Annotated in this window: 28 protein-coding genes; 16 read left to right on the top strand and 12 right to left on the bottom strand. The window is 72.2% G+C overall.

Translation table 11 applies throughout. The annotated features are described in order from the left end of the window. Positions 1-3: 3 nt before the first annotated feature. Positions 4-417, top strand: a complete 414-nt coding sequence (locus ACFUUZ_RS01290; RefSeq protein ID WP_378691088.1) for an MmcQ/YjbR family DNA-binding protein — start codon at positions 4-6, stop codon at positions 415-417. On the opposite strand, the gene ACFUUZ_RS01285 is transcribed toward ACFUUZ_RS01290, so the two are convergent. Next, positions 407-1,285 (bottom strand): RNA polymerase sigma-70 factor, encoded by an 879-nt coding sequence (locus ACFUUZ_RS01285; protein ID WP_378691085.1) that lies wholly within the window; start codon positions 1,283-1,285, stop codon positions 407-409. The two genes, ACFUUZ_RS01290 and ACFUUZ_RS01285, sit on opposite strands and share 11 nt — an antisense overlap. Before the next feature lie 133 nt (positions 1,286-1,418). Here ACFUUZ_RS01285 and ACFUUZ_RS01280 point away from each other — a divergent pair, with 133 nt between their 5' ends. Continuing rightward, positions 1,419-1,796: a DoxX family protein gene (locus ACFUUZ_RS01280; protein ID WP_378691082.1), complete on the top strand. Its 378-nt coding sequence runs from the start codon at positions 1,419-1,421 to the stop codon at positions 1,794-1,796. Between the two features lie 7 nt (positions 1,797-1,803). On the opposite strand, the gene ACFUUZ_RS01275 is transcribed toward ACFUUZ_RS01280, so the two are convergent. Further along, positions 1,804-2,001 carry a hypothetical protein gene (locus ACFUUZ_RS01275; protein WP_378691079.1) on the bottom strand — a complete coding sequence of 66 codons (198 nt, stop codon included), beginning with the start codon at positions 1,999-2,001 and terminating at the stop codon, positions 1,804-1,806. A gap of 49 nt (positions 2,002-2,050) precedes the next feature. After that, complete coding sequence (locus ACFUUZ_RS01270; RefSeq protein ID WP_378691077.1) at positions 2,051-2,611, bottom strand: YceI family protein; 561 nt, start codon at positions 2,609-2,611, stop codon at positions 2,051-2,053. Between the two features lie 165 nt (positions 2,612-2,776). On the opposite strand from ACFUUZ_RS01270, the gene ACFUUZ_RS01265 reads away from it, so the two are divergent. Beyond that, complete coding sequence (locus ACFUUZ_RS01265) at positions 2,777-3,922, top strand: acyl-CoA dehydrogenase family protein (protein WP_378691074.1); 1,146 nt, start codon at positions 2,777-2,779, stop codon at positions 3,920-3,922. A 60-nt stretch (positions 3,923-3,982) separates the two neighbouring features. On the opposite strand, the gene ACFUUZ_RS01260 is transcribed toward ACFUUZ_RS01265, so the two are convergent. Beyond that, positions 3,983-4,411, bottom strand: a complete 429-nt coding sequence (locus tag ACFUUZ_RS01260; RefSeq protein WP_378691071.1) for a nuclear transport factor 2 family protein — start codon at positions 4,409-4,411, stop codon at positions 3,983-3,985. 190 nt (positions 4,412-4,601) lie between these two features. Here ACFUUZ_RS01260 and ACFUUZ_RS01255 point away from each other — a divergent pair, with 190 nt between their 5' ends. Both ACFUUZ_RS01255 and ACFUUZ_RS01250 read left to right on the top strand, forming a co-directional pair. Further along, a complete protein-coding gene (locus ACFUUZ_RS01255) occupies positions 4,602-5,387 on the top strand; it encodes an SDR family NAD(P)-dependent oxidoreductase (protein ID WP_378691069.1) in 786 nt (261 codons plus the stop codon). Positions 5,388-5,419: 32 nt separating this feature from the next. Continuing rightward, positions 5,420-5,914 carry an acetyl-CoA carboxylase biotin carboxyl carrier protein gene (locus ACFUUZ_RS01250; protein WP_378691067.1) on the top strand — a complete coding sequence of 165 codons (495 nt, stop codon included), beginning with the start codon at positions 5,420-5,422 and terminating at the stop codon, positions 5,912-5,914. Between the two features lie 5 nt (positions 5,915-5,919). On the opposite strand, the gene ACFUUZ_RS01245 is transcribed toward ACFUUZ_RS01250, so the two are convergent. Continuing rightward, the gene (locus ACFUUZ_RS01245; protein WP_378691064.1) at positions 5,920-6,864 is read right to left on the bottom strand and encodes a LysR family transcriptional regulator; all 945 of its coding nucleotides are present in this window, start codon (positions 6,862-6,864) and stop codon (positions 5,920-5,922) included. 187 nt (positions 6,865-7,051) lie between these two features. Here ACFUUZ_RS01245 and ACFUUZ_RS01240 point away from each other — a divergent pair, with 187 nt between their 5' ends. Both ACFUUZ_RS01240 and ACFUUZ_RS01235 read left to right on the top strand, forming a co-directional pair. Continuing rightward, positions 7,052-7,528: a DoxX family protein gene (locus ACFUUZ_RS01240; RefSeq protein ID WP_378691062.1), complete on the top strand. Its 477-nt coding sequence runs from the start codon at positions 7,052-7,054 to the stop codon at positions 7,526-7,528. A gap of 303 nt (positions 7,529-7,831) precedes the next feature. Continuing rightward, entirely contained in the window at positions 7,832-8,641 is an 810-nt protein-coding gene (locus ACFUUZ_RS01235; protein WP_378691059.1) for a BTAD domain-containing putative transcriptional regulator, read from the top strand. A 64-nt stretch (positions 8,642-8,705) separates the two neighbouring features. Here the strand turns inward: ACFUUZ_RS01235 and ACFUUZ_RS01230 are convergent, their stop codons facing one another. The 5 genes from ACFUUZ_RS01230 to ACFUUZ_RS01210 are packed head-to-tail and all read right to left on the bottom strand — an operon-like array spanning position 8,706 to position 14,043. Further along, positions 8,706-9,704: a DUF6081 family protein gene (locus ACFUUZ_RS01230; protein WP_378691057.1), complete on the bottom strand. Its 999-nt coding sequence runs from the start codon at positions 9,702-9,704 to the stop codon at positions 8,706-8,708. Then, entirely contained in the window at positions 9,701-10,675 is a 975-nt protein-coding gene (locus ACFUUZ_RS01225) for an alpha/beta hydrolase fold domain-containing protein (RefSeq protein ID WP_378691054.1), read from the bottom strand. Before ACFUUZ_RS01225 ends, ACFUUZ_RS01230 begins: the two co-directional genes overlap by 4 nt. Continuing rightward, complete coding sequence (locus ACFUUZ_RS01220; RefSeq protein WP_378691051.1) at positions 10,672-11,085, bottom strand: lipocalin-like domain-containing protein; 414 nt, start codon at positions 11,083-11,085, stop codon at positions 10,672-10,674. The genes ACFUUZ_RS01225 and ACFUUZ_RS01220 overlap by 4 nt, the downstream gene beginning before the upstream one ends. A 4-nt stretch (positions 11,086-11,089) precedes the next feature. Further along, on the bottom strand, positions 11,090-12,070 hold the full coding sequence (locus ACFUUZ_RS01215; RefSeq protein ID WP_378691048.1) for a DUF6081 family protein: 981 nt from the start codon (positions 12,068-12,070) through the stop codon (positions 11,090-11,092). Further along, the gene (locus ACFUUZ_RS01210; protein WP_378691046.1) at positions 12,067-14,043 is read right to left on the bottom strand and encodes an NAD(P)-binding protein; all 1,977 of its coding nucleotides are present in this window, start codon (positions 14,041-14,043) and stop codon (positions 12,067-12,069) included. The genes ACFUUZ_RS01215 and ACFUUZ_RS01210 overlap by 4 nt, the downstream gene beginning before the upstream one ends. 215 nt (positions 14,044-14,258) lie before the next feature. Between ACFUUZ_RS01210 and ACFUUZ_RS01205 the strand changes: the two genes are divergently transcribed. The 6 genes from ACFUUZ_RS01205 to ACFUUZ_RS01180 are packed head-to-tail and all read left to right on the top strand — an operon-like array spanning position 14,259 to position 19,400. After that, positions 14,259-15,512 (top strand): beta-ketoacyl-[acyl-carrier-protein] synthase family protein, encoded by a 1,254-nt coding sequence (locus tag ACFUUZ_RS01205; RefSeq protein WP_378691043.1) that lies wholly within the window; start codon positions 14,259-14,261, stop codon positions 15,510-15,512. Continuing rightward, on the top strand, positions 15,512-16,792 hold the full coding sequence (locus ACFUUZ_RS01200) for a ketosynthase chain-length factor (RefSeq protein WP_378691040.1): 1,281 nt from the start codon (positions 15,512-15,514) through the stop codon (positions 16,790-16,792). The genes ACFUUZ_RS01205 and ACFUUZ_RS01200 overlap by 1 nt, the downstream gene beginning before the upstream one ends. Further along, positions 16,785-17,042 carry an acyl carrier protein gene (locus ACFUUZ_RS01195; RefSeq protein ID WP_378691037.1) on the top strand — a complete coding sequence of 86 codons (258 nt, stop codon included), beginning with the start codon at positions 16,785-16,787 and terminating at the stop codon, positions 17,040-17,042. Before ACFUUZ_RS01200 ends, ACFUUZ_RS01195 begins: the two co-directional genes overlap by 8 nt. Continuing rightward, the gene (locus ACFUUZ_RS01190) at positions 17,039-17,986 is read left to right on the top strand and encodes an aromatase/cyclase (RefSeq protein ID WP_378691035.1); all 948 of its coding nucleotides are present in this window, start codon (positions 17,039-17,041) and stop codon (positions 17,984-17,986) included. Before ACFUUZ_RS01195 ends, ACFUUZ_RS01190 begins: the two co-directional genes overlap by 4 nt. Continuing rightward, positions 17,983-18,921, top strand: a complete 939-nt coding sequence (locus ACFUUZ_RS01185; RefSeq protein ID WP_378691033.1) for an MBL fold metallo-hydrolase — start codon at positions 17,983-17,985, stop codon at positions 18,919-18,921. Before ACFUUZ_RS01190 ends, ACFUUZ_RS01185 begins: the two co-directional genes overlap by 4 nt. Beyond that, on the top strand, positions 18,909-19,400 hold the full coding sequence (locus ACFUUZ_RS01180; RefSeq protein ID WP_378691030.1) for a flavin reductase family protein: 492 nt from the start codon (positions 18,909-18,911) through the stop codon (positions 19,398-19,400). The genes ACFUUZ_RS01185 and ACFUUZ_RS01180 overlap by 13 nt, the downstream gene beginning before the upstream one ends. A 35-nt stretch (positions 19,401-19,435) precedes the next feature. Here ACFUUZ_RS01180 and ACFUUZ_RS01175 read toward each other — a convergent pair whose 3' ends face one another. Together ACFUUZ_RS01175 and ACFUUZ_RS01170 are read right to left on the bottom strand one after the other, a co-directional pair. After that, positions 19,436-20,446 carry an LLM class flavin-dependent oxidoreductase gene (locus ACFUUZ_RS01175; RefSeq protein WP_378691027.1) on the bottom strand — a complete coding sequence of 337 codons (1,011 nt, stop codon included), beginning with the start codon at positions 20,444-20,446 and terminating at the stop codon, positions 19,436-19,438. Positions 20,447-20,528: 82 nt separating this feature from the next. Next, positions 20,529-21,266, bottom strand: coding sequence for a MerR family transcriptional regulator (locus ACFUUZ_RS01170; protein ID WP_378691024.1), 738 nt, complete (start codon positions 21,264-21,266; stop codon positions 20,529-20,531). A gap of 168 nt (positions 21,267-21,434) precedes the next feature. Between ACFUUZ_RS01170 and ACFUUZ_RS01165 the strand changes: the two genes are divergently transcribed. The 3 genes from ACFUUZ_RS01165 to ACFUUZ_RS01155 are packed head-to-tail and all read left to right on the top strand — an operon-like array spanning position 21,435 to position 25,118. Further along, positions 21,435-22,700: a PucR family transcriptional regulator gene (locus ACFUUZ_RS01165; protein WP_378691020.1), complete on the top strand. Its 1,266-nt coding sequence runs from the start codon at positions 21,435-21,437 to the stop codon at positions 22,698-22,700. A 19-nt stretch (positions 22,701-22,719) separates the two neighbouring features. Continuing rightward, the gene (gene map / locus ACFUUZ_RS01160) at positions 22,720-23,583 is read left to right on the top strand and encodes a type I methionyl aminopeptidase (RefSeq protein WP_378691017.1); all 864 of its coding nucleotides are present in this window, start codon (positions 22,720-22,722) and stop codon (positions 23,581-23,583) included. Beyond that, positions 23,580-25,118, top strand: coding sequence for a cobyric acid synthase (locus ACFUUZ_RS01155; protein ID WP_378691014.1), 1,539 nt, complete (start codon positions 23,580-23,582; stop codon positions 25,116-25,118). Before map ends, ACFUUZ_RS01155 begins: the two co-directional genes overlap by 4 nt. Positions 25,119-25,121: the final 3 nt, after the last annotated feature.

The following is a 25,121-nucleotide window of genomic DNA, read 5'->3' as shown; positions in this document are numbered from 1 at the left end:
CCCATGGCCGATCGCCCCGCCCGTGTCGAGGACGTGCACCGGCTCGCCGCCGCGATGCCGCACGTCACCCGGGTCGAGGGCGGGCGGGGCAATGCCGTCTACCAGGTGGGCGGCAAGTCCTTCGTCTTCTTCCGCACCCCGCGCCCGGACGCCGTCGACCCGCAGACCGGGGAGAAGTACGACGACGTCATCGTGCTCTGGGTCGAGTCCGAGGCGGACAAACTGGCGCTGATCCAGGACCGGGGCACACCCTTCTTCAGCTCCCCGCACTTCGACGGCCACCCCTCGGTCCTGGTGCGCGGCAGCGAGCTCGGCCGGGTCGGGGTGGCCGAGCTCACCGAGATCGTCCAGGACGCCTGGCTCTCCCGAGCCTCGGCCCGGCGGGGGCGGGCGTGGCTGGAGTCCGTCAGGTCGTGAGCGGGTTCGCCCGGCGCATGTGCGTCAGCTTCTCCGGGTTCCGCACGGTGTAGACGCCGGTGACCCGGCCCGCCTCGACGTCGATCGAGAGCACGGTGTCGACGGCGCCGTCCACCCGGAGCACCAGCGCGGGGTTGCCGTTGACGGTGCTCGGCTCCAGCAGCTCCGCGGCCGCCCGCACCCGGGGTGCGGTGAGGAGCCTGGCCACCCGGTGTGCCCCGCGCACCGGGTGCGGCAGCGCCGCGACGATGCCGCCGCCGTCGCCCAGCAGCAGCACGTCGGGGGCGAGCAGGTCGAGCAGCGCGCGCAGGTCGCCGGTGCCCGCCGCGCGCTGGAAGGCATCGAGCACCGAGCGGGTCTGCTCGGCCGTGACCGTGCTCCGCGGGCGGCGCGCGGCGACGTGCTCGCGGGCCCGGTGCGCGATCTGCCTGACCGCCGCCTGCGTCCTGCCCACCGCCGCGGCGATCTCGTCGTAGCCGAAGGCGAACACCTCGCGTAGCACGAAGACCGCGCGCTCGGTGGGGCCCAGCGTCTCCAGCACCAGCAGCATGGCCGTGGAGACGCTCTCGGCCAGCTCCGCGTCGGCGGCGACGTCCGGGGTGGTGAGCAGCGGCTCCGGCAGCCACGGCCCGACGTAGGACTCCCGGCGCCGTGCCGATGTGCGCAGCCGGTTGAGCGCCTGCCTGGTGACGATCCGCACCAGGTACGCGCGCCGGTCCCGGACCGCGCTCACCTCGACCGCGGCCCAGCGCAGCCAGCTGTCCTGCAGCACGTCCTCGGCGTCGCTCGCCGAGCCGAGGATTTCGTAGGCCACGGTGAAGAGCAGGGTGCGGTGCGTCATGAACGAATCGGTGTGCGGGTCGGTCACGGGGTTCTCCTCGAGCTCGGGGTCGCGCACAGGACACCGGCCGCAGCGGTGCTGTGACCGATCCTGACCGACCGATGTCACAACCGGGCCCGCGCCGGTGTCCGGTGGGCACATCGATCGCGAGGAGTACCCCATGAACCTCTTGCTCTGGATCGCCGCCGCCCTCCTGGCCGCGGTGGCGCTGGCCGGCGGAGTGACCAAGACCTTCGTCCCGATCCCGACGCTCGCCGCCACCCCGGGCGGGACGTGGACCGGCCACACCCGCCCCGCCGCCGTCCGCGCCCTCGGCACCCTGGAACTGCTCGCGGCCATCGGGCTGGTCCTGCCCCCGATCCTCGGCATCGCCCCGGTGCTGGTGCCGGTGACCGCGCTCTGCTGGGTCCTGCTCATGCTCGGCGCCATGGCGACGCACCGCCACTTCCGCGAGTATCTGCCCATCGCCCTGAACGCGCTCTACCTCGCCCTGGCCGCCTTCGTGGCCTGGGGCCGCTTCGGCCCGTACCCCTTCTGAACCCCGATCAGCGCGCCTGCCCGCCGATGCGGGCGAGCAGGGCGACGCGCAGGCGGTGCAGGACGGGCATGAACCCGTAGACGACGATCGGCACGGCGATCGTCACCATCACGACCATGCGGAGCACCGGGGCGAGCCCGCTGATGGCAGCGCCGAGCAGCAGTTGCAGGAGCACCAGCGTCGGCAGCACGGCGATCCAGATCATCAGCGCGAGTTGATAGCGGGGCGGGGGACCGCTCACCGGGGTCCGCGGCTCAGACGGCATCGGCGTGCACGCACTCCACCTCGAAGTCGAACTTGATCGTGTCGCCGACGACGAACCCGCCTCCGTCGAGGGGCATGTCGATCGTCACGCCGAAGTCCTTCCGGTTGATCTCGCCCTGCGCGGAGAAGGCCGCGCGCGACTTCCCGAACGGGTCGGTGACCGTGCCGTTGTACTGGACGTCGAGCGTCACCGGGCGGGTGACGTCGCGCACGGTCAGCTCCCCGACCACGACGTAGTCGCCGCCCTTCGCCCGCACCTCCGTCGACCGGAAGGTGAAGTGCGGGTAGGTGGCCGCGTCGAGGTAGTCGGCCGAGAGCGCGGCGTCGTCGCGCGCGCGGAAGCCGCTGTCCAGCGAGGCGACCTCGATCGTCGCCTCGACGACGGAGCCGTCGAGGGTGCCGTCGGTCGAGGTCAGGGTCGCGGTGCAGCCGTGGAAGCGGCCGCGCACCTTGCTGATCATCATGTGCCGGACGGTGAACCCGACCTGAGAGTTGGCCGCGTCGAGCCGCCACACGCCCGCCTGCAGCCCGGCACCGGTTGAAATGGTCACGCGTTCCTCCACGTCGCTCATCGAAACGATTCGCGCCGATCCTGTGCGCCCGGGATGGAGGTTCGCTCGAGTCCCGGTCGAAGGGGGACCTCGCGCCGATATCGAGGGTTGCTCGACCCGCGTCGCCCACCATCGAGCGCAACGCTTTCGAGGAGGACTCTGGAGATGTCGGATCACACCCTGGCCGCGGCAGCGGTCGACGTCGCGGCGATCGCGGGCCGGTGCGCGGCCGCCGCGGAGGAGAACGGACGGCTCGACCCGGACGTGGTCCGCGCGCTCGTCGCCGCCGGTTTCGCGCGCCATTTCGTCCCGACCGAACACGGCGGCGCCGCCGGGACCTTCACCGAGCTCATGCGCGCCGTGGCGACCATCGGCGAGGTCTGCACCGCGACGGCGTGGTGTGCGTCGCTGTCGGCGAGCATGACCCGCATGGCGGCCGCCTTCCTGCCCCCCGCGGGGGCGGCGAAGGTGTTCGCCGACGGACCGGACGCGTTCATCGTCGGCTCGGTGACCCCGCTCGGCAAGGCGGAGGTCGTCGACGGCGGCTGGCGGCTGAGCGGGCGCTGGCAGTACATCAGCGCGGTCGAGTTCTCCGACTGGGCGCTGCTGTGCGGGCTGGTCGACACCGACGGCGCGGTCGAGTCGAAGCTGTTCGCGGTTCCGCGCTCCGGCTACTCCATCGACAAGACCTGGCACAACATCGGCATGCGGGCGACCGGCAGCGACACCGTCATCGTCGAGGACCAGTTCGTCCCCACCGTGCTCGCCTTCGACCGCGCCGACCTGTTCGCGGGCCGGACCGCGGAACCCGCCGAGAAGATCGCCGACTGCTACTCCGCGCCCCTGCTCGCCGTGAACGGCCTGTCCTTCGTCGTCCCGGCGCTCGGTGCGGCCCGCGGCGCCCAGCGCGGCTTCGTCGGCTACATCGCGGGCAAGATCCGCACCGCCCCCACGCTGCCCGGCGTGCCGGGGGTGCAGGGCAACCGGAACTCCTACGACGGGGCGCTCGCCCGCACGGCCGCCGAGATCGACGCCGTCGGCCTGCTCCTCGACCGGGCGGTGGCCATCGCCGACCAGGGCGCCGCGGTTACCCCGCTGGAAGCCGCGCAGAACCTGCGGGACTGCGCGGTCGCCATCGACCTGCTCGTCACCGCCGTCGACCGGATCTTCCGGCAGTCCGGCACCACCGGCCAGTCGCTCAACGGTCCGCTGCAGCGGATCTGGCGCGACGTGAACTCCATCTCGACCCACATGGCGATCCAGTTCGAGCCCGCCGCCCGCGGATACTCCGAGCAGCTGCTCAAACTCTGATCTCGATCGTCGGAACACCGGATATCCGGCCCGCCTCTGGACAGAGGCGGGCCGGAGCCGTCAGTCGAGTCCGTCGAGTTCGACCCGGCGCGCGCGGTTGAGCAGCGCACCGTCGACGCGCGCCAGCACATCGTGGACGACGCAGGTGCGCACCAGCTCCGGGCCCGCACCGGGACGCGTCGTCAGGACGAGCGCGTAGACCGTCGACCGGATGGTGCCGTCGGACTGCGGATCCAGGTTCATCATCGTGAACATGTGGCGGCGCTGCTGCGGATCGTCGGCGAACCGCTCGTTCACGGCGAGCAGGTCCTGCAGGATGCCCGCGCGGGTGCGGGCGGGCTCGCGCCCCGGTGTGTGGCTGAAAGTCGCGTCGTCGGTGAAGGTCTCGGCGTAGGCGGCGAACTTGCCCGCGTCCAGCGCCTGCATCTGCTCGGCGTAGAACTGCGACACCTCCGCGTACAGTCCGTCGATCGTTCCTCGAGCAGCCATCGGAGACCCTTTCGGCAGGAGTTGCTGGGAGCACCCACTCTGTGGGCGCGCGCTCGAACTCCGGTCGAGCCACCGTCGACCCCGTTCCTTCTGCGAAGTATGTCGCTTTCCACCCGGATTCGACCGGGATGCGAGGCGCGCGCGGCAACGTCTGGCAGGCCCGATCATGCTTGTGGAGAACGGATTGACCATGGTGGATTCGACCAAACCCGTCGCGCTCGTCACCGGCGCGACCAGCGGCATGGGTCTCGAGATCGCGAGATCCCTGGCGAGCAACGGCATGCGCGTGTTCCTGTGTGCGCGCCACGCCGAGACCCTGACCGAGACGATCAAGGAATTGCAGAGCCAGGATCTCGAGGTCGACGGCACGGTCTGCGATGTCACCTCGGTCGAGCACATCCGCGGGCTCGTGCGCGCCGCCGTCGACCGCTTCGGCCCGATCGACGTGCTGGTGAACAATGCGGGCAGGCCCGGGGGCGGCGCGACCGCCGAGATCTCCGACGAGCTCTGGTTCGAGGTGATCAACACGAATCTCAACAGCGTGTTCCTGGTGACCAGGGAGGTCCTGAACGCGGGCGGCATGCTGGAGCGCGGCACCGGCCGGATCATCAACATCGCCTCGACCGGGGGCAAGCAGGGCGTGGTGCACGCCGCCCCGTACACCGCGTCGAAGCACGGCGTCGTCGGCTTCAGCAAGTCGCTCGGGCTCGAGCTGGCCAGGACCGGGATCACGGTCAACGCCGTGTGCCCCGGGTTCGTCGAGACCCCGATGGCCGAGAAGGTGCGCACGCACTACGCGGGCATCTGGGAGGTGGACGAGGCCGAGGTGCACAACCGCATCACGGCCAGGGTGCCGATCGGCCGCTACGTCGACCCCGCCGAGGTGGCGGCCATGGTGAACTACCTCGTCGGCGCGGGCGCGAACGCCGTCACCGCGCAGGCGCTGAACGTCTGCGGCGGGCTGGGCAACTACTGACCGGTTCCGATCGAGGCCGCCGAGGATCGCGCATGCCCGCACCAGACCCCGTTCCCGATGCCAGGCCGCTACTCGATCTCGTTCGGGACAGCGCCCTGCGGCTGCACGCGGAGTTCAGCCTCCCGCCCAGCGTGCTTCGAGTCCGCGTCGGCGACGTCGTGATCGAGGCGGAGTGGGCCGCGGCCGCCGCGGCCGCGGGCGACGCGGCCGCGGGCGACGCGGTCGCGCCTCCGTCCGCCGACGACGCCGCGGGCCCGGTGGTGCGGGCGGAGGCCGACCTCGTCGTGGTCCGCGCGCCCGCGAGCGGCACCTTCTACCGTGCCGCCGAACCGGGCGCGGGGCCCTTCGTCGCGGTCGGCGACGCGGTGGTCGTCGGCACGCAGGTCGGGGTCGTCGAGGTCATGCAGCTGATGGTCCCCGTGCACGCCGATCTCGACGGCGTGATCACCCAGGCGCAGGTCGCCGACGGCGAGCCGGTCCGCTACGACCAGCCGCTCTTCACCATCGACACCCGACGGGGCAGGTAGCCGTGTCAGGACGCACCGCGGCGCAGCTCCACCTGCTCCGCCGCCGCGAACTCCACGGTGAAGTGGACGAACTCGGCCACCGCCCGCGACCGCGATCCCGCGGGCCAGACGACCCAGTTCCGGTACGGGCTGGCATCGACGACGGGGACGTGCACCAGGTCGACGCGGGGGTAGGCCGCCGCCACCGAGAGCGGCAGCAGCCCCGCCGCGTGTCCGAGCGAGATGACCTCGAGCAGCTCGGTGATGTCGCCGACCTCGACGGTCGCGGGCCTGCCCGGCGCCGCGATCTCGACGAGACCGCCCGCCGCGCGCAGCGTGTCCCGACCCGACCAGTACAGCTGCTCCTGCTCGGTGGCGTCGTGGAACAGCGGGACCGTCTCGCCGAGCAGGTCGCGGCAGCGCAGCTCCCGCCGCCCCGCGAGGGGGTGATCCGTGGCGACCACGGCGACCCTGGGCTCCTCGGTGAGCTCGGCGGCCTCGAGCCCTTCGGCGTCGTAGGGCGAGCTGATGATCGCGACGTCGGCGCGACCGTCGCGCACCATGTCCGCCTGGCGCCGGTAGCCTGCCACAGCGATCTCGATCGCAGGCGCCTCGTGCGCCCGCGCGAACCCCTCGGCGACGCGCCGCAGCAACCCGGAGGCGACGCCGGGTTTGGCCGCCGCGACCAGGGTCGCCCTGGCGAGGCCCGCACGCCGGGTCCTCGCTGCCGCCGCCTCGATCGCGGCCAGTGCGCGCCCGGACTCGTCGAGCAGGGTCCGTCCGGCGTCGGTCAGGGTCACCCCCTGGGCGCTGCGCACGAAAAGCTCGACGCCGAGGCGCCGCTCGAGCAGCCGGATCGCGCGCGACAGCGGCGGCTGCGCCATGCCGAGCGCGACGGCCGCGCCGGAGAAGGTCGAGTGCCGCGCGACGGCGACGAAGTATCGAAGCTCTCGCACTTCGAGATCTTCCATACCCCGAGGGTATCTACCGCTACCCGATCTGTCCTTCCGAGACCGACGGGTTTCTGTTGCGATGGTCATGTCCGAAATACCCCGTTTGCGCATTGAAACTTCCGCGGGTTCGACGAGGTGTCCGCGGTGGCAGTTCCGGCTGGTGACAGCGCGGAATCGACTTCACTCTCGACGAGAAAGGCCAACAATGAAGGCGAATGTGCTCACCGACAGCTCACCGACGCTCACCGACGCGGGCAAGCTGGTCCTGCGCCTCGGCATCGCGGCCGTGTTCCTGGTGCACGGCCTCGACGACCTGCGGACCGGACTGGCGACCATCGCCGAGATGCAGGGCGAGGCGGGCATCCCGCTCAACGAGGTCAGCGGCCGGTTCGTGCCGATCTGGCTGGCGTTCGGCTCGATGCTGTTCATCGTGGGTGCCCTCACCCGCGTCGTCGCGGCGGGCTACGTGTTCATCATGGGCGGCGCGTGGATCTTCGTGCACGCGTCGAACGGGTTCTACGTCGAGAACGGCGGCTACGAGTTCGTGCTGATCCTGGGTGCGGCCTCGGTGGCCGTGCTGCTGCTCGGGCCCGGCCGCTTCAGCGTCGATCACCTCGTCGTCGAGCGGTTGACCGGTTCGAGCCCGGCCGCGTCCGCCGTCGCCGGGCGCAGCGCTGTCTGAGGCGCCGGTGCCGCCCGCGGGCGGCGCGCGAACGGCGTGCCGCCCGCGGACGGGTCGTGGCGAGGTTTTCATATCGCCGCTCTGAAAATAGGGACTCGGAATTGCCGGTGCTGCATCGAGGTGACGGGCAGAAAAAGCGTGCCCGACCGAATAAATCATTCGCACTGGAATTTTCGACGCCCCGGATCGTCTGTCGGCGGAACGGTACTGCCCCTCATTTAGGGGACTACACCTGCGCCGATATTTCTCTACAGTGGGGTAGATGCCGTAAGCCGCGATATCTCTACATGGGGGGTCGTATCCATGGAAATGAAAATTCTGGGGCCACTCGAACTCGGGATCGGCGGGCGCAATATAGCACCGACTGCACCGAAAAGCCGCAAGGTTCTCGCGACCCTGCTCGCCGAGGGTGGCCGATGGGTTCCGTTCAACGCGCTGATGCGCGAGCTGTGGGACGACGAACCGGTCGCGAGCGCCGCGACCACCTTGCAGACCTACATTCTCGGCCTCCGCCGCTCCATCGCGGCCGCGCTGCAGATATCGCCCGCCGAGGTGGCGAACGACATCCTGGTCACGTGCCCCGGGGGGTACATGTTCCGCACCGAGCACGGCAGGCTCGATGCCCAGCTGTTCCGTTCGCTCTTCACGGCCGGGCGCCGGGTCTGGAAAGAAGGTGACGACGTCGCGGCCATCCAGATGCTGCGCGGAGCGCTGGGGCTGTGGCGCGGCCAGGCGCTGGTCGACGTCGGGCACGGCCCGATCCTCGAGGCGCGTTGCCACGAACTGGCCGAGGCCAGGCTGTACGCCGCCGAGCTGCTCATCGAGTGCGAGATCCGGCTCGGGATGTACCGGGAGATCCTGCCCGAGCTCGCGGTTCTCACCGCCGAGAACCCGCTGCACGAAGGGATCCACGCGCAGTACATGCGGGCGCTCTACCTGGACGGCAGGCGGGCGCAGGCACTGGGCGTCTTCGTCCGGCTGCGCACCCGCATGGTGACCGAGCTGGGGCTGGAGCCGAGCGCGCCCATCCAGCAGCTGCGGCAGGCCATCCTGCGGGCGGACGACGACGATTTCGCGTCGTCGCTGACCGCGGGCGACCCGTCGCCGAGCTGAAGCGAAACCAGGGAGCGGTGCGTGGAATGGTCCACGCACCGCTCCCTGTGCTGATGCGGCAGGCTCAGGCCGGCGCGGATTCGATCGAGACGGTCACGTGCTCGACGCGGACCTCGGCGCCCTGGCCGAACAGCCGATTCGACTCCAGGCTCTTGTCGTCCAGGAAGCGCTGCGGCGCCGGCTCGCCCAGCGCCGTCGAGTAGTAGTAGCCCTCGGTCCCCGAGAGGCGGACGGGGGCGATCGCGCCGAGCCTGGCGTAGTCGAGCGCGGCGAACATCCCGATGCCGCAGTTGAGCTGCCTCGGCGTGACACCGGTCTCGACGCCGCCGTGGTCGACGACGAGATGCTCGCGATCGGCCAGCCGGTACCCGATCCGGTCGACGCGCAGCACCTCGGTGCCGTCCAGCTGCCAGGACACCGCGCCCGCGCGCGGGTCGTAGGCGATCCGGAAGTCGTGCAGGTCCGCGACGCTGCGGTCGGCGACCGGGATCTGGTAGACGAAGGCGGCGAAGTTGCCCTGCTCGTCGCCCCTGGTGAACGGCAGCCGCTCGTACACCGCGTACACGCGCTTGTTGGACAGGAAGAAATCGAAGATGACCGAGGTCTCCTCGTCGAGCAGCGGCATGCCCACCGAGGCCAGCCGCAGGTCGTCCTCGGAGTCCTCGACGAGCTCGCCGAACGGGTGGCCTCCGGTGCCGAAGGTCCGCCCGCCGAAGCGCGACTCGAAGGCCAGGACCTGCCCGGGCACGGCGTCGAAGCCGTGGAAGCCGTGCGTGGACTCGTGCTCGGCGAAGGCCAGCCACTTGACGTGTTCCAGGGTGCCCGGCAGCCCGCCGTTCTCGGCCTCCTGGGCCAGCGAGCGCACGAAGGCCGGGGTGCCGAGGTCGGCGTTGCGCCCGCTCGACACGGCGGTCAGCCCCGCCGCCGAGGTCGTCACGACCGCGTCGTCGCCGACGTAGGGCCCGAAGCCGTAGTGGAACCAGCGCGCGTCCTGGCCGTCGACGGCGAATCCCGTCGAGAAGTCGTCCCAGACCGTCCTGGTCGGTCCTGCTGCCGTGCTCATCCTGTCAACCCTTCGTCGTTCTCGAGTGCCCGCAGCCCCTGGCGGAGTGCGTCGTCCTGGTCGGTGACCATGCGTCGGGAGATCGCTGCCGCACCGATCGACATCGATGCGTGAAAAGTCCCCGGGTAGTAGCGGAGTTCGGTGCGCACCCCGGCTTCGATCAGCCGCCGCGCGTAGCCCAGCCCCTCGTCGCGCAGCGGGTCGAACTCGCAGACGCTCACGAAGGCCGGGGGGAGCGCGCGCAGGTCGGTGGCGCGCGCGGGCGCGGCGTAGGCGGGCACATCGGCGCCGCCGCGGGGGTGCTCGGGGCCGAGGTAGTGGTGCCAGCTGTGCAGCGCCGCCGCGCGATCGAATTTCGGCGTGTCCACGAAGGTGGTCGCCGATACGGTCGCGAGGCGGTCGTCGAGCTCGGGGAAGATCAGGCACTGCATCGCGATCGGCGGCTGCCCCCGGTCCCTGGCCAGCAGGGTCAGCGCGGCCGCGAGCCCGCCACCGGCGCTCTCCCCGGCGACGCCGATTCGCGCCGGGTCGACGCCGAGCGTGCCCGCCTGCTCGAATGTCCAGGTCAGGGCCGCGTAGCAGTCCTCCAGCCCCGCCGGGTACCGATGCTCCGGCGCGAGCCGGTAGTCGACCGAGACCACGACGGCACCGACCCGGTCCGCGATGCGCAGCGCGGTGGAGTGCGTCGTGTCGAGGTCACCGAGGACGAAGCCGCCGCCGTGCAGGTAGAGCAGCCCCGGTAGCGGGCCTGCGGCGTCGCTCGGCCGGTAGACCCGGATCGGGATCGGCGGCGTCCGGTCGCCGCCGGGAACCCGCTCGTCGGTGCTCGTGACGGGTCGCCGCGGCGAGTAGGGCGGCTGCGCGGCCGTGATCGCGCGCAGCGCGGCCCGTGCGCCCGCCGGGTCGCCGAAGTCGACCGGCGCCAGCCGGGGCAGCCACGTCGCCAGCTCGGGATCGATGGCGTAGGTCATCGGCCGCCACCCGCGCCGGTTCGCCGCTGCCACCGGAGCCGCCGCAGCCGCGGCCGGTCGCCGAGCGCCGCCCGCGCGGTGAGCACGAGGTGGTCGCCGTCGAACTCCGCGTGCCGCCGCTGCTCCGTGCCGACCAGCGCGCGGTGTGCGCTGACCAGGACGTCGTGCGCGACGACGGCGCCGTCGAGCAGCCGCCAGCCACCCGCGTACCCCATGAAGGTCTCGCCCGCCCCCGGCTCGGCGTCGGTCCGCATCATCGACACGGACATGCACCCGGTGTCCGCGTAGATCAGCATGCCGCCCGGCGCGGGCCCGAGCGGGCCGTCGGCCTGCCGCCCCGGCTCCACGATCTCGACGTAGGAGACCAGGTCCCACACGCCGACCAGGTCGGTCTCCGACAGGTCGCGCACCGCCTCACCCCTCGACGGGCGCGCTGGTCACGGTGTAGCCGGCGATCCCCAGCTCCGCGCCCTGGCCGAACAGCCGGTGCCCGTCGGCCGAGGTGTCGTCCAGGAACTCCTGCGGCGCGGCGGAACCGGGCACGCGGTAGAAGCCCTCCGCGTGCGACAGCCGGACCAGGGCGGGCAGCCCCGGCAGCCGCGCGTCCAGCAGCGAGACCAGGCCCATGCCGCAGTTCAGCTGGCGCAACTCGACGAGCTGCTCCTCGCCGCCGTGGTCCAGCACGATGTGCTCGGTGTCCGGGGGCAGGAAACCGATCCGGTCGATGCGGTAGACCTCGCGGCCGTCGACCGACCACACCGCGGTTCCCGCCCTGCGGTCGTACCCGATCGCCAGCTCGTTCCAGTCGCCGGGCGACCGGGTGGCGACCGGGATCGCGCAGGAGAACGCGGCGTAGTTCCCCAGTTCGGCGCGCTTGGTCGGCAGCCGCTCGTAGAACGCGTAGACGGTGATCCCGGTGACGAAGAAGTCGAAGACGGTCGCGGTCTCCTGGTCGACCGCGTTCATCGACGCGGCGGCCAACCGCAGGTCCGCGGCCGGATCGGCGACCCCGGCGCCGAAGGGGTGGTTCGCGACGCCGAAGGTCCGCGCGGACATCGTCGCCCGGAACCGCAGTTCGTGGCCGGGCACGGCATCGAAGCCCGCGAACCCGCTCGACGCCTGCGCGGTGCTCATCGCGAACCACTTCAGGTGGTCGACGAACCCGGGCAGCCCGCCGTTGCGGTCCTCGGGCGGCACGGTCTTGGTGAAGGCGGGTTCGCCGGTGGCCGGGTTGACGCCCGCCGACGTGACGCGCAGCCCGGCGCCGGAGACGGTCGCGGCGCCGTCGTCGGCGACGAACGGGCCGACCGCGACGTGCTGCCAGCGGGCGTCGGGGCCGGTCGTCTCGAAGGCCGGGAAGTCCTCGGCCAGGATGGTGTGCGTCTGCGTTGTCATTGCCGTGCTCCCTCTGCGAAGGTGTCCGCCGCCGACGGCTGCCGGTCGAGCAGGTGGTAATCGGCCGGGTCGAAGGCCCTGGTGCGCGTCCAGTACTCGTGCGCGGAGAAGGGCCAGTTCTGCGCGGTGCGCCCCTTGTCGTTGATGAACCAGCTGCTCACCCCGGAGAAGCCCCACGCGCGCCGCGCATTGCCCGCGTCGACCCACGCGTTGTAGCGGTCGTGCACGTCCCGGCGGACGTCGAAGGCCCGGCATCCGCGCTGCAGCAGCACCCTGATCGCGTCCAGCAGGTACCCGACGCCGCACTCGGAGAAGAAGAAGATGCTGCCGCCCTGGCCGGACAGGTTCGTGTTGGGGCCGTAGAGGCAGAACAGGTTCGGGAACTGCGGCACCGTGCAGCCCAGGTAGGCGCGCGCGTCGCCGTCCCAGTGCGCGTGCAGGTCGAGGCCGCCGCGACCGGTGACCGTCATCGGCGCGAGGAACCGCGACCCCTGGAACCCGGTGCCGTAGACCAGGACGTCGAGCGCGTGGTGCCTGCCGTCGGCGGTGCGCACCCCGCCCGGGGTCAGCTCGGCGATCGGGTCGGTGACCAGCTCCACGTGCGGTGCCCGGAGCGTGCGCAGCCAGGCGCCGTTGTCGCGGAAGACCCGCTTCGCGCCGACGGGGTAGCGGGGGATCACCGCCGCGCGCAGCTCGGGCGAGTCCGCGAGCTGCGCGCTCATCCACCGGGTCAGCGCCGCCCGCAGTTCGTCGTTGTGTGCGGAGACCGCGCGCTCGGTCGGCGGGTACGCGGGATCGACGACCCAGCCGTCCAGGATTCCGCCGGTGAGCTGCAACCCCGGCGCGAACAGCCAGAACCGGTGCCACGATTGGTAATACGGGACGTGTTCGAACAGCCAGCGCGCACCGGCGGAGACCGGGTCGTGGTAGTTCGGCGTCGGGCGCAGCCACGGCGGCGTGCGTTGGAAGACCGTCAGCTGCGCTGTCTCCCCGGCGATCTCGGGCACGAACTGGTAGGCGCTGGCGCCGGTGCCGATCACGCCGACGCGCCTGCCGGCCAGGGAGACCGAGTGATCCCACCGCGCCGAGTGGAACGCCGGACCCGCGAAGGTCGCGCGCCCGGGGAGGTCGGGGATGTGCGGGCGGCTCAGCTGTCCGACCGCGCTCACGACGACGGTGGAGCGGGTCGTGTGCACCCCGTCGGGGCCGCGCACGCTCACCCGCCAGTCCAGCCGGGCATCGTCCCACCGCGCGGCGGTGACCTCGGAGTCGAATCGGATGTGGCGGAGCAGGTCGTGGCGGCGCGCGAACTCCTCCAGGTATCCGAGCACGACCTCCTGTTCGCAGAAGTGGTCGGGCCAGTCCGGCGTCGTCGCGAACGAGTAGTTGTAGAGGTGGCTCGCCACGTCGACCCGGCAGCCCGGGTACCGGTTGTCCTGCCAGGTACCGCCGAGACCGCTGTTCTTCTCGTAGACGACGAACGGCACGCCCGCCTGGGAGAGCCGGTGGGCCGCGAGCAGTCCGCTCATGCCCGCGCCGATGATGGTCACGGTCAGATCGGCGCCGGGGGCGAGCTCGGCCATCGTCCAGCCCGGTGCCCCCGGGTCCTGCCCCGGCGACGGCATCTGCTCGCGCAGCAGCGGCAGCAGGGTGTCCACGTCGCTGCCGATCGCCCACCGCGCGATCTCGCGGAAGGCCACCGGGTCGGCGCCCGCGGGCGCCGCCGACCCGTCGCGGAGTCCGCGCAGCGCCTCGAAGGCGAGTCCGCGCGCCCGCGCCTGCTGCTCCGCGGAGAGCCCGCCGTGCGGCGCGAGGAGCCAGCCGTTCGACTCCGGGCGCGCGGGGAGGACGTCGAGATCACCGGTCAGCTGGGCGACCGCCATCAGCAGCGGCGGGATCTCGGCGCAGCGGATGAACTCCAGGAGATCCGCGTCGTCGACGGTGATCGGGCGCAGGGGTGGGTTGATCCTCACCGGTCGAGCCTGTGCAGCACCGGTCGAGTCCGGGTCGAGTCCGGATCGAGCGGCAGCGGGGGCGCCGCCACAATCCATGCTCGACCGCTGCTCGAGCAGCCGCGGCAAGCATTGGCGCCGACGCAGTGTCAGTGCGGGCGGCCCGGTGCCCCCGACCCAGGGAAGGTGACGCCACGATGCATGTGAGCTCGAGGGATGGCGGTGGAGAACGTCGGGTGGTGGTCACCGGTATCGGCGTGCGGGCACCGGGCGGAAACGGCACCAAGGAGTTCTGGAGCCTGCTGACCGATGGCCGGACCGCGACCCGGCGGATCACCGGCTTCGACCCGTCGCCGTACCGGTCGCAGGTCGCGGGCGAGGCCGACTTCGACCCGGTCTGGGAGGGCCTCACCCAGCGCGAGATCCGCCGGATGGACCGCGCGACCCAGTTCGCGGTGGCGTGCGTCCGGGACGCCGTCGTGGACAGCGGGCTGGACTTCGAGACGCTGGACCCGCACCGGGTCGGCGTCACCCTCGGGAGCGCCGTCGCCGCCGCCACCAGCCTGGAGCGCGAGTACCTCGTGCTCTCCGACAGCGGCCGGGACTGGCTGGTCGACGACGCGTGGCTCTCGGCCCACATGTTCGACTACATGGTCCCCAGCGTGATGCCCGCGGAGGTGGCCTGGACCGTCGGCGCGGAGGGGCCGGTGGCGATGGTGTCCAACGGCTGCACCTCCGGCCTGGACTCGGTGGGCCACGCGGCCCAGCTGATCCGCGAGGGCAGCGCCGAGGTCATGCTGGCGGGCGCGACCGACACCCCCATCACGCCGATCGTGGTCGCCTGCTTCGACGCGATCAAGGCGACGACCTCGTACAACGACGATCCCGAGCACGCGTCGCGCCCCTTCGACCGGTCGCGCAACGGCTTCGTGCTCGCCGAGGGCGCGGCGATGTTCGTGCTGGAGTCCTACGAGCACGCCGAGGCGCGCGGCGCCCACGTCTACGCCGAGATCGCGGGGTACGCGGGGCGCTGCAACGCCTACCACATGACCGGGCTGAAGACCGACGGCCGGGAGATGGCCGAGGCCATCCGGGTCGCCGTGGCGCAGGCGGGGATCGACGGCACCGCGATCGACTACATCAACGCGCACGGCTCGGGCACCAAGCAGAACGACCGGCACGAGACCGCCGCCTTCAAGCGCGCGCTCGGGGAGCACGCGTACCGGACGCCGGTCAGCTCGATCAAGTCCATGGTCGGCCACTCGCTGGGCGCCATCGGATCCGTCGAGATCGCCGCGTCGCTGCTCGCGATCGAGCACGGCGTGGTCCCGCCGACCGCGAACCTCACCGAGCCCGACCCCGAGTGCGACCTGGACTATGTTCCGCAGACCGCACGGGAGCTCGACGTGCGCACGGTGCTCAGCGTGGGAAGCGGCTTCGGCGGTTTCCAGAGCGCGATGGTGCTGCGGCGGATCGCGGGGGCCCGGTGATGAGCATCCTCGTCACCGGCATCGGGGTCACCGCGCCCAACGGTATCGGGCTCGACCGGTTCTGGGCCGCCACCCTGGCGGGCGAGAGCGGAATCGACCGGCTCTCCCGCTTCGACGTCTCCGGCTACGCGGCCCAGCTCGCGGGCGAGATCCGCGATTTCGACGCGGCCGCGTACCTGCCCGACCGGCTGATGCCGCAGACCGACATCTCGACGCGCTTCGCGCTCGTCGCCGCCGACCTCGCGCTCGCCGACGGCGCGGTGGTGACCGGCGACCTCACCGACTACGACATGGGCGTGGTCACCGGAAATGCCTCGGGCGGTTTCGAATTCACGCACCGCGAGTTCAGCAAGCTGTGGACCCGGGGCCCGCGGGCCGTCAGCGTCTACGAGTCGTTCGCCTGGTTCTACGCGGTGAACACCGGGCAGATCTCCATCCGCAACGGGATGCGCGGCGCGGGCAGCGCCCTGGTCGCCGACCAGGCGGGCGGGCTGGACGCCGTCGGGCACGCCAGGCGGACGATCAGGAACGGAACCCCGCTGGTCCTCGCGGGCGGCGTGGACTCGGCGCTCGACCCGTGGGGCTGGGTGGCGCAGATCGCCAGCGGCAGGCTGACCGGCGCGACCGACCCGCACCGCGGCTACCTGCCCTTCGACGCGGCCGCGGCGGGATTCGTGCCGGGCGAGGGCGGCGCCATGCTCATCCTGGAGGACGCCGACCACGCGCGGTCCCGCGGCGCGGAGTACGCCTACGGCGAGGTCGCGGGCTACGCGTCCACCTTCGACCCGCCACCCGGCTCCGAGCGGCCCAGCGGGCTGCGCCGAGCCGCCGAGCTGGCGATGGCGGACGCGGGCGTCGACGCCGACGGGATCGACGCCGTCTTCGCCGACGGCGCGGGAATCCCCGCGGCCGACGCGGCCGAGGCCGACGCGATCCGGGCGATCTTCGGGTCGCGCGGGGTGCCGGTCACCGTGCCCAAGGCGCTCACCGGCCGGCTGTACTCCGGCGGCGGGCCGCTCGACATCGCGGCGGCGCTGCTGTCGATCCGCGACGGTGTCCTCCCCGCGACGGCGGGCACCACCGACCCGTCCGCCGCCTACGACCTGGATCTGGTCGTCGGCGCGCCGCGGCCTGGCCCGGTGTCGACCGCGCTCGTGCTGGCCCGCGGGCTGTGGGGATTCAATTCGGCCGTGGTCGTCCGGAAGGCGGCCGGGTGGCAGGCGAAACCGCCGCGGTCACCGGAACTGCACACGAGAACCAAGGAGAACACCCATGCGTGAGATGACTGTCGACGACGTCCGGCGGATCCTCGTCGCGAGCGCGGGCAACCCCGACCGCGAGGTCACCGACGCGGAATTCGAGCACGTCCTGCTCGAGGACCTCGGCTACGAGTCGCTGGCGCTGATCGAGGCGGCGGCGCAGATCGCGCGTGAGTTCGGCACGACGGTGCCGGACGAACAGCTGACCGAGGTCAAGACGGCTCGCGAGCTCGCGGACCTGGTCAACGGCGCCAGGCAGGACGTCGCATGACCCAGGGGGAGTGCACCCGCGACGTGCGCCACGCCCTCGTCACCGAGGCCGCCCGCGCGGATCTGTTCGCGCTGGTGGCGGACGTGACGCGGTGGCCGGTCGTCCTCGAGCCGTGCGTCTACACGAAATACGTGCGCCGGGAGGCCGACCGGGAGCTGTTCCTGATCTGGGCCGTCACCAACGACGAGGTGAAGTCCTGGAAGTCGCAGCGGTCGGTGCGCCCGGAGACCGGGGAGATCGATTTCCGGCAGCTGCGCAGCCAGCCGCCGGTGACCTCGATGTCCGGGCAGTGGGCCTTCGCCGAGCTGCCCGACGGCCGGACCGAGATATCGCTGTCGCACCGCTTCTCCGCCGACACCGTCACCGACCTGGACTGGATCGAGGCGGCGGTGGACCGGAACACGAAGGCGGAGCTGGCCACGCTGTCCCGCTTCGCCTCGTTCGGGCACACCATCGACGAGCTGCTGTTCAGCTTCTCCGACACGGTGCGGTTCACCGGCGAGGCGATGGCCGTCTACGAGTTCCTGGCCGCGGCCGACCGCTGGCCCGAGCTGCTCCCGCACGTCGCCCGCACCGTCGTCGACGAGACCGACGGCGGAATCCAGCGGCTGACGATGGACACCGTCACCGCCGACGGCGGCACGCACACCACGCAGTCGATCCGGCTGTGCTTCCCCGGTGAACGGATCGTCTACAAGCAGACGACGCTGCCCGGGTTCCTGCTCGGGCACAGCGGGGAGTGGGAGCTGACCGAGGGTCCCGACGGCCAGGTGCTCACGGCCACCCACACCGTCGCGCTCGACCCGACCGCGATCGGCGCCGCCTTCGGCGCCGGGACCACCCTCGCCGAGGCCAGGTCGCGGGTTCGGGAGCTGCTCGGCGCGAACAGCCGCGCGACGATGGCGCACGCGGTCGCGGCCGTGGCACACCGGTCGACCACATGACCGCCGCCGCCCGGCCGGAACCGGGTGCCGCGCAGCGGCCGCGCGTCGTCGAGCTGGCGGCCGGGGTCTACGCGTACCTCCAGCTGCCCGGCGGGTGGTGCGTGAGCAACGCGGGGATCGTCGTCGGCGACGACGGCGCGCTCGTCGTCGACACCCTCGCGACCGAACGTCGCGCGCGCGGCCTCAGGGCCGCCGTCGACGAGCTCTGCCCCGGTGGCTTCCGGCTCATCGTCAACACGCACCACCACGGCGACCACACCTTCGGCAACCACCTGTTCGGCGCGGCGGCCACCGTCATCGCGCACGAGCTGGCGCGCACGGAGATGGCGGAGACCGGGTTGGCGCTGACCGGGCTCTGGCCGGAGGTCGACTGGGGTGACGTCCGGGTGACGCTGCCGACGCTGACTTTCCGGGACCGGCTCACCGCGCGGGTCGGCGGGCACACCGTCGAGCTGCTGCACGTCGGGCCCGCGCACACCACCAACGACGTCGTGGTGTGGCTCCCCGAGGCCCGCGTCCTGTTCGCGGGCGATGTCGTGCTCGCCGGTGCCACACCGTTCACGCTCATGGGGTCGATCAGCGGATCGATCGCCGCCCTGCGTCGGCTGCGGGAGCTGGACGCCACCGCCGTCGTCTGCGGGCACGGCGCGGTGACCGGCCCCGAGGTCTACGACGAAACGCTCGACTACCTGCTGTGGGTGCGGGAGCTGGCGGAGGAGGGGGCCAGGGCCGGGATCGCCCCGCTGGAACTGGCGCGGGCGACGCCGCTGGGCCGGTTCGAGCACCTCCTGGACTCCGAGCGGCTGGTGGCCAACCTGCACCGCGCGTACGCGGAGCTCGCGGGCGGCCCGCTCGCGCGCCCGCTCGACGTCCTGTCGATCTTCGCCGAGATGGTGGAGTTCAACGCCGGGAGGGTGCCGACATGCTGGGCATGAGCGAACAGCTGCGCACGGAGTTCATCGACGCCATGGCGCAGTACCCGTCCGGGGTGACGATCGTGACCGCCACCGACCCCGACGGCGCGCCGGTCGGCTTCACCGCGAGCTCGTTCTGCTCGGTCTCGGTCGACCCGCCGCTGGTACTCGTCTGCCTCGCGCGGACCGCGAACTGCTTCCCGGTCTTCGCGGTCGCGGAGAGCTTCGCGGTGAGCGTGCTCGGCGCGGAGCAGACCGAACTGGCGTTCCGATTCGCCACCAAGCGGCCGGACAAGTTCGCGGGCGACGATTTCGTGACGACGGCGGCCGGCGCCGTCGTCGTGCGGGACAGTCCGGTCCGGCTCGAATGCGCCGTGCGGTCCCGGGTCGAAGCGGGTGACCACACCATCCTGGTCGGCGCGGTCGAGGCGGTGTCGCAGGCGAGACACCTGCGGCCCGCCATCTACGTCGACCGCGGGTTCATCGATACGTGGTCGTGAGGTGCGCGGCTCCCGCCGGGGGCCGCGCACCGCGCTCAGCCCAGCTGCGGCGCCACCTTCGCCCCCAGCAGCTCGATGGTGTGCAGCACCTTCTCGGGCGGCAGCGTGCCGACGCTGGTGTGCAGCATGAAGCGGTCCAGCCCGAGGGTGTCGCGGACGGTCGCGATCTTCTCGGCGACCACGTCGGGGGTGCCGAGGAAGAGCGAGCCCTGCGGGCCGCGCATGGCGTCGAACTGGGCGCGGGTCATGCGGCCCCAGCCGCGTTCGCGACCGATGACGTTCATGGCGCGGGTGTAGGGCTCCCAGAACTCGCTGATCGCGGCCTCTTCGGTGTCGGCGATGTAGCCGTGCGCGTGCACCGCGACCGGCTGCTTCGCGTGGCCGCCCTCGGCGAGCGCGCGGTGGTAGAGGTCGACCAGCGGCTTGAAGCGGGCGGGTTCGCCGCCGATGATGGCGATGGCCAGCGGGAGGCCGAGCAGCCCTGCGCGGGCGACGGATTCGGGGCTGCCGCCGACGGCGATCCAGACCGGGAGGGGCCGGTTGTCGGTGCGCGGGTAGACGATCGCCTTGTCCAGCGGGGCGCGGAACTTGCCCTGCCAGGTGACCGGTTCCTCCTCCCGCAGCTTCAGCAGCAGCGCCAGCTTCTCGTCGAAGAGCTGGTCGTAGTCGGCCAGGTCGTAGCCGAAGAGCGGGAACGACTCGGTGAACGAGCCGCGCCCGGCCATCAGCTCCGCGCGGCCGTTGGAGAGCCCGTCCAGGGTGGCGAAGTCCTGGTAGACGCGGACCGGGTCGTCCGAGCTGAGCACGGTGACCGCGCTGGTGAGCTGGATGCGCTCGGTGCGGGCGGCGATGGCGGCCAGGACGACGGCGGGGGCGGAGGCGGCGAAGTCGATGCGGTGGTGCTCGCCGACGCCGTAGACGTCGAGCCCGGCGGCCTCGGTGGCGACGGCCTCGTCCACGACCTGGCGCAGCCGTTCGGCCGCGCTGGGCGCCGGGCGGCCGTCGGCCGGATAGCGTTCGGCGAAGGTGGTGAGTCCCAGTTCCACGGTGCGTCCCGTCTCGAGATGTTTCTACGTCAACTATCCGTCGGAACGCCGCGGGCGGACGGAAGATTCCCGCGCTGCTGGGCTACTCCGCGGTGGCCCGGCTGATCTCCTGGGACACCTCGGGCAGGTCCGCCGCGATCCGCCGATCCATCGCCCTGGCGAGCAGCTCGTCGGTGATCAGCCGGATGTTCGGGCGCAGCGCGGTCAGGGTCTCGGCGAGCTGGTGCAGCTGGGCGGGGGAGGGGTGCTCGAGCACCCTGCTCACCAGGTGGGTGCGGAAGATCTGGACGAAGCTCCAGGCCATCCGGTCGAAGGCCGCCTCCAGTTCCCAGCTGGCCGCCAGGATGGCGTGCAGCGGGATGCCGGTGGCGACCAGCGCCGACGCCCCCTCCAGCAGCCGCGAGCTGGTGTAGACGAAGCGGTCGCCCTCCATCCGCAGGTAGCCGAGCGCGACCGCCTCGGCGATGGCCTGCGGCGTCACCTGATCGCCGAACCGCTCCAGCATCTGCTGCAGGTCGAGTGTGACCTCGCCGTCGCCCCACGCCACCGAGGCCGCGGTCTCGAAGCCGAGCAGCTCGGAGACGCCGCCACCCTGTTCGGCGCTGCTCAGGAGGTCGGCGATGCCCTCGAGGCTGTGCCCGCGGGCGAGCAGGTCGGCGATCAGCCGCAGCCGCTCCAGGTGCGCCTCGCGGTAGATGGCGTTGCGGCCCCGCCGCTCCGGCGCGGCGAGCAGGCCGCGCTCCTGGTAGTAGCGCACCGTCCGCACCGGTACCGCCGCGGCCTCCGCCAGCTCGGCGACCCGGTACTCCCTGCCGGTCATCCGGTTTCCTCTCGATCGGCCAACTGTCTCAGTAGATACTGAGTCAATCTTTCACCCCACGCCCGCTTTCGGCGTGATCGGCTGGCGGAAAATATCTGTAGCCGGATATGTCCACCTATAGTTACAGTTATTACTGAGAGAGTTGAGTCACGATAGTACGGAGGACGGATGCGGACGAGCAGCCCGTGCGCGAGCCGGGAACTCAGGATCGCCGGAATGCCCGCCGCGGGGTACCTGCGCCACGACCCCCGGCTCTCGCACCAGCTGCTCGGGCACGTCGCGGGCGGCGGCGAGCCGCGCGGCGCGACCATGCCGTGCGGCGCCTCCCGGCGCGAGGCCGCCGAGGTGATCCGGGGCTGCCTGGAGCTGGTGGCCGTCGCCCTGCAGGGCGGCACCGCCGTCGAGGTGCCGGACCGGCTGCGCGCCCGGATCGGCGACTGGGCGGCCGAGGGCGTCGACCTGGAGGCGGTCCAGCACGCCACGCACCTCGGCTTCCGCTTCGTGCTCGACCTGCTCGGCAGGCGCGCCACCGGCGCGGACAGCAGGGCCATGGTGGTGGCCGGGCAGCGGCTGGCCGAGGTGCTCGACCGCCTCGTCACCGCCTTCACCGGCAGCTACCTGCGCGAACTGCGCGCGCAGGGCAACGCGCGGGACGACGCGGGCGGGCAGCTGGCGAGCGCGCTGATCGCCGGGGACGCGGGTCCGGCGCAGCTCCGCGGCAGCGGTTTCGCCACCGCCGACGCCTACGCGGTGCTCGCGCTCGGCGTCGCCACCGAGACCGGGGACGACGCCGCGGTGCGCGACGAGCACGAGGCCAGGCGCAGGCTGCGCCGGATGCGCATGGAGCTCGCGGCCGGGCGCGGCGGCCCGGCGCCCGCGCTGCTCGGCCCCGAGGGCGGCACCGTGCTGCTCGCGGAGGACCGGCTGGAGGACGCCGCCGCGGCCGACCTGCTCGACCGGCTGCAGCGCGCCGCGGGCGTCCCGCTGCTCGGCACCGTCGTGCACGCGCTCACCGACGAGGTGCCCGCCGCGACGAAGGACGCGCACACCCTGCTCGACCTCGCCCAGCGGCTGTACCGCCCGGCCGGGCTCTACCGGATGGCTGACCTGGCGGTGGAGTACCAGATCACCCGCCCCGGGCCGGGCAGGCGCAGGCTGGCCGCGGTGCTCGACCCGCTGCGCGCGCAGCCGGAGCTGCTGAACACCCTGGTCGTGCATCTGCGCAACGACCGCAACCGGCAGCGCACCTCGCGGGCGCTGCACATCCACACCAACACCATCGACCACCGGATGCGCCGGATCGCCCAGCACACCGGGCTGGACCCGATGAACATGGACGGCCTCTGGTACCTGCGCGCGGCGATCGTGGCGCACACCTACGAAACCGGCGCCGACCCGGCGCTGATGCCGGAGCTGCCCGCCGCGGGGCGCTGACGCGGACTACCCTGTTCGCATGTCCGTGCGCACTCGCCAGCCCCTCGTTCCCGGCACGCTCTCGCCCGAGCGGGAGGTGCCGCGCGCCATCGAGCGCCCCGAGTACGTGGGCAAGCGAACCGCGGTGGAGGGCTCCGAGCCCTGGGTGCAGACGCCGGAGGTCATCGAGAAGATGCGGGTCGCCTCCCGGATCGCGGCGCAGGCGCTGGCCGAGGCGGGCAAGGCCGTCGCCCCCGGCGTCACCACCGACGAGCTGGACCGGATCGCCCACGAGTACATGATCGACCACGGCGCCTACCCCTCCACCCTCGGCTACAAGGGCTTCCCCAAGTCCTGCTGCACCTCGGTGAACGAGGTGATCTGCCACGGCATCCCGGACTCCACCGTGATCCAGGACGGCGACATCGTGAACATCGACGTCACCGCCTACATCGACGGCGTGCACGGCGACACCAACGCCACCTACCTGGCGGGCGAGGTCGACGAGGAGGTCCGGCTGCTGGTGGAGCGGACGCACGAGGCCACCATGCGGGCCATCAAGGCGGTCCGCCCCGGCCGCGCGCTGAACGTCGTCGGCCGGGTGATCGAGTCCTACGCCAACCGCTTCGGCTACGGCGTCGTGCGCGACTTCACCGGCCACGGCGTCGGCCCGACCTTCCACAACGGCCTGGTGGTGCTGCACTACGACCAGCCCGCGGTGCAGACGGTCATCGAACCGGGCATGACCTTCACCATCGAGCCCATGATCAACCTCGGCGGCATCGACTACGAGATCTGGAACGACGGCTGGACCGTGGTCACCAAGGACCGGCGCTGGACCGCGCAGTTCGAGCACACCCTCGTGGTCACCGAGACCGGCGCCGAGATCCTCACCCTGCCGTGACGCCGGGCGGCGCGCTGCTCGTCGCCGGAACCACCTCGGACGCGGGGAAGAGCACCGTGGTCGCCGGGCTGTGCCGGGCACTGGCCCGCCGCGGGGTCCGGGTGGCGCCGTTCAAGGCGCAGAACATGTCCAACAACTCGGTCGTCACGCTGGACGGCGGGGAGATCGGCCGGGCCCAGGCCCTGCAGGCCCGCGCCTGCGGGCTGGAGCCCAGCGTGCGGTTCAACCCGATCCTGCTCAAGCCGGGCGGCGACCGCCGCTCCCAGCTGGTGGTGCGCGGCAGGGCCGTCGACACCGTCGGCGCCCGCGACTACTTCCGGCACCGCACCGCGCTGCGCGAGGTCGTCGCGGACGAACTCGCCGCGCTGCGCGCCGATTTCGACGCCGTGCTCTGCGAGGGGGCGGGCTCGCCCGCCGAGATCAACCTGCGCGCCACCGATCTCGCCAACATGGGGCTGGCGCGCGCGGCCGGGCTGCCGGTGGTCGTCGTCGGCGACATCGATCGCGGCGGCGTGCTCGCCCACCTCTTCGGCACCGTCGCGGTGCTCGAGCCGGACGATCAGCGGCTGATCGCGGGGTTCCTGGTGAACAAGTTCCGCGGCGACGTCGAGCTGCTGCGACCGGGGCTGGACCAGCTCACCGCGCTCACCGGCCGCCCGACGCTCGGCGTGCTGCCCTACACCGACGAGCTCTGGCTGGACGCCGAGGACTCGCTCGGCACCGTCGCCGACGCCCCGGTCGGCCGCCCCGCCCCGCCGCGCGGCCGGGAGTGGCTGTCGGTGGCCGCCATCCGGCTCCCGCGCGTCTCCAACTCCACCGACGTGGAGGCGCTGGCCTGCGAGCCGGGCACCGCCGTGCGCTGGGTGACCGAGCCATCCCGGCTCGCGGGCGCCGATCTGGTGGTGCTGCCCGGTAGCAAGGCCACCGTCGACGACCTGGCCTGGCTGCGCCGCACCGGCCTCGCCGAGGCGCTGACGGTCCGTGCCGCCGAGGGGAAGCCGATCCTCGGGATCTGCGGCGGCTACCAGATGCTCGGCAGCCGGATCATCGATCCGGTGGAGTCCGGCGTCGGCAGGGTGGCCGGGCTCGGGCTGCTCGACCTCGAGGTCACCTTCGCCGACCCGAAGGTGCTGCGGCGCAGCACCGGGCGCGAGCTGGCCTGCCGGATCCCGGTGCACGGCTACGAGATCCACCACGGCCGGGTCACCCGCACCGGCGACCCCGCCTGGCTGGAGCTGGCGGACGGCCGGGAAGGCAGTGTGCGCGGCGCCATCTGGGGCACCCACCTGCACGGCCTGCTGGAGAACGACGAGCTGCGCCGGAGCTGGCTGCGCGCCGTCGCCGCCGCGGCGGGCCGCACCGGCTTCGAGCCCGCCGCCGACGTCTCGGTGGCCGCGCTGCGCACCGCCCAGCTCGACCTGCTCGCCGACCTGGTGACCGAGCACGCCGACCTGCCCGCGCTGGAGCGGCTGCTCGCCGCGGGCGCGCCCGCTGGGCTTCCGGTGATCGGCAGCGGCCTGACCGCCCCCTGTTGACGA

This window comes from Nocardia sp. NPDC057353 (assembly GCF_042667085.1).
Classification (GTDB): Bacteria; Actinomycetota; Actinomycetes; order Mycobacteriales; family Mycobacteriaceae; genus Nocardia.
This window is presented reverse-complemented; position numbering and strand designations above follow the sequence as displayed.

Excerpts from the sequence above, each read along its gene's own strand:
- ACFUUZ_RS01230 (WP_378691057.1), bottom strand. The coding sequence starts at position 9,704 with ATGAGCACGGCAGCAGGACCGACCAGGACGGTCTGGGACGACTTCTCG.
- ACFUUZ_RS01280 (WP_378691082.1), top strand. The coding sequence starts at position 1,419 with ATGAACCTCTTGCTCTGGATCGCCGCCGCCCTCCTGGCCGCGGTGGCG.
- ACFUUZ_RS01185 (WP_378691033.1), top strand. The coding sequence starts at position 17,983 with ATGACCGCCGCCGCCCGGCCGGAACCGGGTGCCGCGCAGCGGCCGCGC.
- ACFUUZ_RS01215 (WP_378691048.1), bottom strand. The coding sequence starts at position 12,070 with ATGACAACGCAGACGCACACCATCCTGGCCGAGGACTTCCCGGCCTTC.
- ACFUUZ_RS01290 (WP_378691088.1), top strand. The coding sequence starts at position 4 with ATGGCCGATCGCCCCGCCCGTGTCGAGGACGTGCACCGGCTCGCCGCC.
- ACFUUZ_RS01240 (WP_378691062.1), top strand. The coding sequence starts at position 7,052 with ATGAAGGCGAATGTGCTCACCGACAGCTCACCGACGCTCACCGACGCG.
- ACFUUZ_RS01260 (WP_378691071.1), bottom strand. The coding sequence starts at position 4,411 with ATGGCTGCTCGAGGAACGATCGACGGACTGTACGCGGAGGTGTCGCAG.
- map (WP_378691017.1), top strand. The coding sequence starts at position 22,720 with ATGTCCGTGCGCACTCGCCAGCCCCTCGTTCCCGGCACGCTCTCGCCC.
- ACFUUZ_RS01165 (WP_378691020.1), top strand. The coding sequence starts at position 21,435 with ATGCGGACGAGCAGCCCGTGCGCGAGCCGGGAACTCAGGATCGCCGGA.
- ACFUUZ_RS01250 (WP_378691067.1), top strand. The coding sequence starts at position 5,420 with ATGCCCGCACCAGACCCCGTTCCCGATGCCAGGCCGCTACTCGATCTC.
- ACFUUZ_RS01235 (WP_378691059.1), top strand. The coding sequence starts at position 7,832 with ATGGAAATGAAAATTCTGGGGCCACTCGAACTCGGGATCGGCGGGCGC.
- ACFUUZ_RS01225 (WP_378691054.1), bottom strand. The coding sequence starts at position 10,675 with ATGACCTACGCCATCGATCCCGAGCTGGCGACGTGGCTGCCCCGGCTG.
- ACFUUZ_RS01255 (WP_378691069.1), top strand. The coding sequence starts at position 4,602 with ATGGTGGATTCGACCAAACCCGTCGCGCTCGTCACCGGCGCGACCAGC.
- ACFUUZ_RS01170 (WP_378691024.1), bottom strand. The coding sequence starts at position 21,266 with ATGACCGGCAGGGAGTACCGGGTCGCCGAGCTGGCGGAGGCCGCGGCG.
- ACFUUZ_RS01265 (WP_378691074.1), top strand. The coding sequence starts at position 2,777 with ATGTCGGATCACACCCTGGCCGCGGCAGCGGTCGACGTCGCGGCGATC.
- ACFUUZ_RS01190 (WP_378691035.1), top strand. The coding sequence starts at position 17,039 with ATGACCCAGGGGGAGTGCACCCGCGACGTGCGCCACGCCCTCGTCACC.
- ACFUUZ_RS01195 (WP_378691037.1), top strand. The coding sequence starts at position 16,785 with ATGCGTGAGATGACTGTCGACGACGTCCGGCGGATCCTCGTCGCGAGC.
- ACFUUZ_RS01245 (WP_378691064.1), bottom strand. The coding sequence starts at position 6,864 with ATGGAAGATCTCGAAGTGCGAGAGCTTCGATACTTCGTCGCCGTCGCG.
- ACFUUZ_RS01275 (WP_378691079.1), bottom strand. The coding sequence starts at position 2,001 with ATGATCTGGATCGCCGTGCTGCCGACGCTGGTGCTCCTGCAACTGCTG.
- ACFUUZ_RS01200 (WP_378691040.1), top strand. The coding sequence starts at position 15,512 with ATGAGCATCCTCGTCACCGGCATCGGGGTCACCGCGCCCAACGGTATC.
- ACFUUZ_RS01180 (WP_378691030.1), top strand. The coding sequence starts at position 18,909 with ATGCTGGGCATGAGCGAACAGCTGCGCACGGAGTTCATCGACGCCATG.